The sequence below is a fragment of the Sodalis-like endosymbiont of Proechinophthirus fluctus genome (assembly GCF_001602625.1).
Classification (GTDB): Bacteria; Pseudomonadota; Gammaproteobacteria; order Enterobacterales; family Enterobacteriaceae.
Map to the genome: position 1 here is coordinate 12840 of NZ_LECR01000022.1, position 7746 is coordinate 20585.

Sequence of the window (7746 nt, forward strand, 5' to 3'; positions counted from 1 at the left end):
GTCTATCTATCTTTACCTGATGGGCGACGACAGCCGGTGTAAAACCGGCATCAGCTTTGATGCACAACCCGATCGTAAACCTGGTCCTGCGACCTGATACTCGGCCGTCATTGCCGGCACGGCGTTGTGACCTTCGTCGAGATAGTTTTATGGATGCCAAACGCTACCATAGCGTCAACAGCAGTTAAAAGAGAAGGTCGATTGCCCGCCATCGACGCCACGACAGAGTCGTACGGGATCGTGATCGTCTTCACTGGCAACTGCAAAGCAAAGACAAGACCACCACATGTTTCTGGGCCATCATGATCCGTGCCGTGAGCCATAGGTTACCTGCCGGGATGGTGAAGTTCATCAAAGGCTAGTGGCGCAAAACTGCGATCGCCGGCTACTCTGGAGCCGCACGTAGTCAAGTTTTAGGTGATAGTCACCGGGTTTACCTGTGGGGGACGCATCGCGAACTTGACAGCGCCACCGCGCGCGATACGCGACACTTGGCGCTACGCTAGGCGAATACTTGCGGACGACATGCTGGATATTGTGCTGCTGGACGAGCTGACGTATATGATACGCTACGATTATGGACCACGAGGAGATTATCGCTGCCCTTACCGCACGTCCCACGGTGCAAAGAGTCATTATCGCCGGCCGCGACTGCCGCCAACAGCTGCTGGAAATGGCGGATACCGTCAGCGAGATGTGGTCGGTTAAACACGATTTCGATACTGGCATCATAGCGCAGCAGGGCATTTATTAGTGACACTGTCACTTAAAACGGCTTTCTTTTAATTTTCCCCCACAGGTCTCTCTATCACCTAGCGCGGTATTACGCGGTCACATCCTGGAGCGACGTCCCGCACGCAACGGGACGTCGCTTCTATTTCTCAGGGACATGTCTTTGGCTAGGGCGGTATTCACCACAACCCCGAGCGGCGATACTGCTAATCTATGCCGTTATTGCGTTTACTGCTTCGGCTGATGCAGGGCGAGGACGTTCTTTGGTTGCTGCGCTTAATCTCTCGCCGGATTTGCGTAGCCTGCAGCGGCGGCGATCGCGCTTTACCGGCAACCTAGTCACCGACTCAAGCGGCAACTGTACTTTTTCGCGCAAGTAATTGGTATTATCGAGCGGCAGTTCGGCCCAACCACCGCGCGACAGCTCTTTGGGCAGCGTGACGTCACCGTAGCGCACGCGGATAAGCCGGCTGACCTGGGCGCCAACTACTTCCCACAGGCGCCGTACTTCTCGATTTCTCCCTTCCGTCAGCGTCACGTTGTACCACTGGTTCAGGCCTTTTCCTCCTTGGAACTTCAGGCTGCAAAATGCTGCCTGGCCGTCTTCCAGCTGTACGCCGTAGGTCAGTTGGCGCAGTTTTTCCCCATCCACTACGCCGAAAACACGCACGGCATATTCTCGTTCGATTTCGTAGCCCGGATGCATCAAACGATTAGCCAGTTCCCCGTCGGTGGTAAATAACAGTAGCCCAGACGTATTAACATCCAGGCGGCCAACGGCCACCCACCGGGCATTATTGAGACGCGGTAGGCGATCAAAAACCGTTGGCCGCCCATAGGGATCGCGACGCGTGCAGATTTCGCCTTCCGGCTTATAATAAGCCAGCACGCGGCAAGGAGTATCTTCCGCTGGTTTGATGGTGATAATGCGACCATCCACCCGGATCATAGTGGTATTGGTGAGCTCTACGCGATCCCCCAGGGTAGCAACGTTACCATCTACACTCACGCGGCCCTGTTCAATAACGACTTCGATTTCTCGGCGAGAACCTTGTCCGGCGCTGGCCAAGATTTTTTGCAGCTTTTCGCTCATAGAGAACCTCGCATCTGCTGGCTTCACAAGCGGCAGATAGATATAAATATTATTAAATAAATAAATTAAATAATATCATTATACAGTAATATACTGCCATTGTATGCTTTATTCTTCCATGCAAGCATCGCTGGGTGAAGTGAGGCGAGGCTACGTCCGCCACTGCCACAGCAAGGGGGCCACTCTTTCAGTCAGTATTAAGCCATTTTGTTGCTTTCAGGCGGCGTGCTGGGTAGCTTGCGAGTGTGTCAGTTCGGGTTCAACGTTGTAGCTTTGGTGGATACGATGATGGCAATTCCTGCATGTCTTGTACGGCGCTTGCTGCATTCTCTTCCACTTGTCTTTTTACTACTGGGCCGAGGCGGATGACGGCGACGGCTAAGTGCCTGCAGCATTAATGGAACCGCTCATTACGCTGTATGGCGGGCAGCAATGATCGCCCGCCGCGTTGCCCGCGCACTGCGCGCACTGTAGGGGCAAATTCGGCGACAGCGTGAACTGCGCTATCTATACCTCCCGTCCGCGTTACCATGCCACGGGTTCCGTATGAGCGGCGAAGACGACCTGGCGAATACCGCGTGCGATCGCGTCCTTAAGCACTATGGATTTCCGCTCTTGGCAAGACCGGTGGCGCATGGAAATTGTCTTGCCGCGCCCGCCCGGGTATGATGTATTGGGGTGCCAAGCCGTGGATTAACAAAGTAGAATAGCGGGCTGGCCTATTTGTTGATTATTTTGCCAAGGAGCTTACATGCCAATTATGGCAAGTACCCTGTACCGCGACATGCTGAATTTTTCTCGTAATCAGTTTGCCAGTATCGTGCTATTGGCGTTGCTGACGGCGCTGATAAGCATTGTGCTAGGACATGCGCTATCTCCTGGCAGTGAGCAGCTGATGACGATGAACGACGGTACCTATATGGGTGACACCGACGGTATGAGCCTGCAGCAGTTGGTACAGCAGATGTCGGTCGAGCAGCAGCGCATGTTACTGCAGGCCTCCACTGCTGGCACACTGGCCAGTCTGGTCGGCAACGTCCTGCTAGTGGGAGGATTGCTGACCATGATTCGCCTGGTATCCAGCCGTCAGCCCGTCAGCGTATTGCGCGCAATCGGCCTGTCAGCGCCGCTCTTACCGCGCCTGCTGTTGCTTATTTTTCTCACTACGCTGCTGGTCCAGATTGGCCTGCTGATTATTGTGCCGGGCATATTGATGGCCATCGCTTTTAGCCTGGCACCGGTCATTGCTACTAGCGATAATCTAGGCGCCATCAAATCCATGCGCCTGAGCGCCAGTCTGGCGTTTGCTAATCTTCGGCTGCTGGCGCCGGCAGTTCTGTTCTGGCTACTGGCTAAAGCGGCAGTGCTTCTGCTGGCGACCCAGTTCACTCTAGTGTCATCGTTGGTGGCAGCAGTATTGTTAAATTGTTTGAGCAATCTTATTTCTGCTCTGCTGCTAATCTATCTTTATCGTCTGTATATGTTATTGCAGCAGGCCTGATGGTGGTGTTTACCCTCTTTACCGGTGGACTTTATTATGAAGCAGTTTCTTGATTTTCTACCTTTGGTAGTATTTTTTATTGTCTACAAGCTGTACGACATTTACTACGCATCCGGCGCATTGATAGCCGCCTCCGCGCTAGTATTGGTTTATACCTGGCTGTGCTATCACAAAATAGAAAAGATCACCATGATTACCTTTGTGCTGGTGGCAATATTTGGCTCTCTGACGCTTTATTACCACGATGCGGAATTTATCAAGTGGAAGGTGACGGTGATTTATACGCTATTCGCCGCAGCACTGCTGATTAGCCAGTTCGTCCTCAACAAGCCTCTCATTCAACGTATGCTGGATAAAGAAATTCATCTTCCGGCACGGGTTTGGAACAATTTGAATATCGCCTGGGCGCTGTTCTTCCTTGTCTGCGGCGCGGCGAATATTTATATCGCGTTTTGGTTACCGCAAAGCATTTGGGTGAATTTCAAGGTTTTTGGCCTCACTGGCCTGACGCTGGTGTTTACCTTGCTCAGCGGAGCTTATATCTACCGCCATCATATAGTGGAGGATGAACATAATAATAATATCCATTAATCCCGCGCTTTTAACACGGGTAATGTTAAACGGGAGTAATGATGAGCGAAGTGATTAAGCCACCCAGAGGTGAAGTACTACGCACGCTGGCCATGCCGGCTGACACCAGTGTCAACGGCGATATTTTCGGCGGCAGGCTGATATCGCAAATGGAATATTGGCGGCGCTATCTTGGCGAAAGAGCTGGCGCAGGATCTGGCTGTGACGGTGGGCGTCGACGGCATGACATTTCTAAAACCGGTGGAGGTGGGCGATGTCATCTATTTTTTTATACCCCATGTCTGAAAACGTGGAATAGTTAGTTGACTACCATATCGAGGTATAGGTGAAAAAAGGTGTCCTCAGAGCCCATCGGCCATCGCTACTAGACTCTACCGATGTTTACCTATGTCGCGGTGGATAACAGCGACAAACCTCAGTCGCTGCCGTCGGATCAGCAGCAGCGCAAGTTTTTTAGCCGGTCAGTGCCACAAGTGCTCAGTTCAGCGTATAGGTGAAGGCAAACAACAATGAGCGCCGCGGCTATTTGAGCTGGTGCAGGATTGCGCTTCTACCCATTGGATATGCCTGCGCTGTACCTGACCGCTATATACGCCAGCGGATGACTTTGTTACGGCTTCGTTTAATTACTAAAACCTTTGAACGGGCTTGAACCAACGGACGCTATTATAACCACTTTTCCAGCCATACTCAACAACCCACGCGCTGATTGCAGGGATAACGCGTCCAGTAAAAGAATTTCCTCTTTGCGTCCCTTATGCGTAAACTCAAGCTAACGCTCCGCGAATAGGATTTTTCTCTACTATGACAATGCTTTATACCGTAATCAACTGGCTATTGCTCTTCGGCTATTGGTTGTTGATCGCAGGCGTCACCCTGCGGGTAATGATGAAACGTCGCGCGGCGCCTTCCGCTATGGCCTGGCTATTGGTCATCTATATTCTGCCGTTAGTGGGGATTATTACTTATCTGTTATTCGGTGAACTCAACCTGGGTAAGCGCCGCGCCGAGCGTAGAAAAGCGCTTTGGTCCTCTACCGCCCAATGGATTGACGATCTTAAAGGGTATCGTCGCATTTTTGCCAGCGAAAATAGCGAAGTAGCCCGCTCTTTGTTCCAACTCTGCGAGCACCGGCAGGGTATGGGAGGCCTAAAAGGCAATCAAATGCAGCTTCTAACTAGCACTGATGATACGCTGTGGGCGCTGATTCACGATATCGGTTTGGCGCAAAACAACATTGAGATGGTATTCTATATTTGGCAAGCCGGTGGCCTGGTGGACAAGGTAGCGGAAGCATTGATGGCCGCGGCGCGGCGCGGCGTACGTTGCCGGGTCATGCTCGATTCGGCTGGCAGCGTGGCATTTTTCCGCAGTCCTTACCCCACTCTGATGCGTGAAGCCGGCGTGAACATGGTGGAAGTGCTGCACGTCAGTATCTTTCGCGTGTTTATGCGCCGTATGGATTTGCGTCAACATCGTAAAATGGTGCTGATTGACAATCATATCGCCTACACTGGCAGCATGAACATGGTAGATCCGCGCTATTTCAAACAAGACGCGGGTGTTGGCCAGTGGATCGATATCATGGCGCGTATGGAAGGACCGGTAGCCACCGCCATGGGCATCATTTTCTCCTGCGATTGGGAAATAGAAACCGGTGAGCGCATCCTGCCACCGCCACCCGACGTCAATATCATGTCGTTTGAACAGGTATCGGGACATACCATACAAGTGATTGCTTCGGGGCCGGGTTTTCCCGAGGGCGTCATACATCAGGCCTTGCTCACCTCTATCTACGCGGCACGCAAGCAATTGGTTATGACCACGCCCTATCTGGTGCCGAGCGATGATTTGCTGCACGCCATTTGTACCGCGGCGCAACGTGGCGTGGAAGTGCATATTATCATTCCGCGCCATAACGATTCAATGTTGGTGGGCTGGGCCAGCCGGGCCTTCTTCGCCGAACTGCTAGAAGCAGGCGTGTTAATCCATCAGTTCGAGGGTGGCTTGCTGCATACCAAAAGTGTGTTAGTCGATGGCCAATTAAGTCTGGTGGGGACAGTAAACCTGGATATGCGCAGCCTGTGGCTGAATTTTGAGATAACACTGGTAATCGACGATAACGATTTCGGCAGCGATCTGTCGCGAGTGCAGGAGGATTATCTTGCCCGGTCACAACTTATAGAGGCCAGAGTCTGGTCGAAGCGTCCCTACTGGCAGCGTATCGTCGAACGGCTATTCTATTTTTTCAGTCCATTACTGTAATTTTGCCAGACAGCATGCTTGTTGTTTGCCGAAGTGGTGATAAGGCTGTCTGAACAAGACAGGTTGGCAGTCAACGATGTGTTTGCGCTTATCATGGTTTACCGCGACAGAACCGAAAAAGTCTGCTACATGAAGGAATAAGCCGAGTCGCATCCGCTATATGTACCCGCAAGGTTTGCGCTGCCCCTTGGCTTAGGATTAGGCCTTTTCACGGCGCATTTCTCGTCTCGTCAGCCATCGGGCAGCGAGTTGGAACATACACCCTGACGGTGGATTAATCGGCGACGGTAAATCCCCTCTAACAGCTAAATTTCCTTATTGCACTCTTTATCTGGATCCGGAATCGGCGCTGCCGACATCAAGGCACGCGTATAGGGATGCTGTGGATTATGGTACATATGATCATGGCTGCTGACGAGTTCCACCGCGTGTCTGAGATACATCACTAGAACCCGATCAGAGACATGCTTGACCATCTCCACCAAGTCGTGGGCGATGAAGATCAACGATAGCCCTATTTCTCACTGCATCTGCTGTAGCAAATTCACCACCTACGCCTTGTATAAGCGCCCAGCGCCGCCACGGGTTCATCGCAAATCACCAGCTTAGGCTCGAGGATAAGAGCCTGGGCTATACCGATACGCTGGCATTGACCATCGGAAAGCTCGTGGGGATACATACCCATACGCTTGCGCGCTTCGGGCATTTTCACCGCATCCAGCATACGTACGGACTCGGCGAAGACGTCAGCTTACTTATCCGTTAAGCAATCAGCACTTCCATCAATTAATCGCCCATTAGAGACTCAATAGAGGTTATTTAGTCCTGGAAAATCATCGAAATCTGCTCGGTACGCAGTTTATTTAACTGCTTTTCCAGCAGGTTGAGGATTTCAAGGTCGTTAAACATAGAGCTGCCGTTGATACGGCTATGCCCGCCAGCCATCCCCATCAAGGCGAAAGAAACATACAAGCCACGTATATTCAGTAGCGCCGGCGCAGCAGTGTCCATAAGCGTCACCGTGACAGGCACTGAAGTGTGATTCGTGCTCATCACAGCACTTCTAACGGTCTTTCGGATCGAAGGCGTCACGTATACATCGCCGATACAGTTAAAACAAAATAACGTCACTACTAGAAACAGTGCTGGGAAAATCAGCAACAAGGGAGAGACCTCCATCGAGAGAGTTGGCGCCATCGCTCAACAGTGTGCCCCAGCTGGACAGAAACTCCTTCCTGGGCAGCCTAGCTAGAGAAAGCTCAGGAAATACTCAAACAAAATCATACTCGGCACCAGCAGCGACTCGTATACCACCACAATACCAAAGTACATTCGGCATAATTTGGCACAGAATAATATTGCAGGTGGATACACTACGCTGACGATGGTCGCCTCGATAAAATTTTTGCGTTTGAGACTCAGCGTCTGACTACGGACGATACGGGCTATATCCAGCCAGAAAACTAAACCAATAGCGATGAAAATTAGGAAGATGTTCTGTCTGAAAAACATCACCAGCAGGATGACGAGCAATATGAACGGAAACGAATTGCCGTATAACGTC

The 7746-nt window shown here is 51.5% G+C and carries 5 protein-coding genes and 6 pseudogenes; 7 read left to right on the plus strand and 4 right to left on the minus strand.

From position 1 onward, the window contains the following. A pseudogene (locus BG74_RS15990) lies at positions 1-97 on the plus strand (YciK family oxidoreductase); the annotation flags it as partial. Between the two features lie 75 nt (positions 98-172). Beyond that, positions 173-754 (plus strand): annotated as a pseudogene (locus BG74_RS02340) (cob(I)yrinic acid a,c-diamide adenosyltransferase); the annotation flags it as partial. Positions 755-938: 184 nt separating this feature from the next. On the opposite strand, the pseudogene rluB reads toward BG74_RS02340, so the two are convergent. Further along, positions 939-1825 (minus strand): annotated as a pseudogene (gene rluB, locus BG74_RS02345) (23S rRNA pseudouridine(2605) synthase RluB). Between the two features lie 751 nt (positions 1826-2576). On the opposite strand from rluB, the gene BG74_RS02350 reads away from it, so the two are divergent. From BG74_RS02350 to BG74_RS12450, 5 genes and pseudogenes are all read left to right on the plus strand, one after another. Continuing rightward, positions 2577-3326, plus strand: a complete 750-nt coding sequence (locus BG74_RS02350) for a YciC family protein (RefSeq protein WP_066596314.1) — start codon at positions 2577-2579, stop codon at positions 3324-3326. Positions 3327-3362: 36 nt separating this feature from the next. Then, positions 3363-3917 carry a septation protein A gene (locus tag BG74_RS02355; protein ID WP_066596316.1) on the plus strand — a complete coding sequence of 185 codons (555 nt, stop codon included), beginning with the start codon at positions 3363-3365 and terminating at the stop codon, positions 3915-3917. 41 nt (positions 3918-3958) lie between these two features. Then, positions 3959-4414, plus strand: a pseudogene (locus tag BG74_RS02360) (hotdog domain-containing protein). Between the two features lie 307 nt (positions 4415-4721). Then, positions 4722-6182, plus strand: a complete 1461-nt coding sequence (gene cls, locus BG74_RS02365) for a cardiolipin synthase (protein ID WP_066596317.1) — start codon at positions 4722-4724, stop codon at positions 6180-6182. A gap of 18 nt (positions 6183-6200) precedes the next feature. After that, positions 6201-6323, plus strand: coding sequence for a DUF440 family protein (locus BG74_RS12450; protein WP_187202519.1), 123 nt, complete (start codon positions 6201-6203; stop codon positions 6321-6323). Positions 6324-6414: 91 nt separating this feature from the next. Here BG74_RS12450 and BG74_RS02370 read toward each other — a convergent pair. The 3 genes and pseudogenes from BG74_RS02370 to BG74_RS15995 all read right to left on the minus strand — a co-directional run. Beyond that, positions 6415-6906, minus strand: a pseudogene (locus BG74_RS02370) (oligopeptide/dipeptide ABC transporter ATP-binding protein); the annotation flags it as partial. Positions 6907-7001: 95 nt separating this feature from the next. Then, positions 7002-7235 carry a hypothetical protein gene (locus BG74_RS02375; protein WP_187202520.1) on the minus strand — a complete coding sequence of 78 codons (234 nt, stop codon included), beginning with the start codon at positions 7233-7235 and terminating at the stop codon, positions 7002-7004. Positions 7236-7245: 10 nt separating this feature from the next. Then, positions 7246-7746: pseudogene (locus BG74_RS15995) on the minus strand (ABC transporter permease subunit); the annotation flags it as partial.

Coding starts and splice junctions, on each gene's coding strand:
- BG74_RS02350 (WP_066596314.1), top strand. CDS start 2,577: ATGCCAATTATGGCAAGTACCCTGTACCGCGACATGCTGAATTTTTCT.
- BG74_RS02355 (WP_066596316.1), top strand. CDS start 3,363: ATGAAGCAGTTTCTTGATTTTCTACCTTTGGTAGTATTTTTTATTGTC.
- cls (WP_066596317.1), top strand. CDS start 4,722: ATGACAATGCTTTATACCGTAATCAACTGGCTATTGCTCTTCGGCTAT.
- BG74_RS02375 (WP_187202520.1), bottom strand. CDS start 7,235: ATGAGCACGAATCACACTTCAGTGCCTGTCACGGTGACGCTTATGGAC.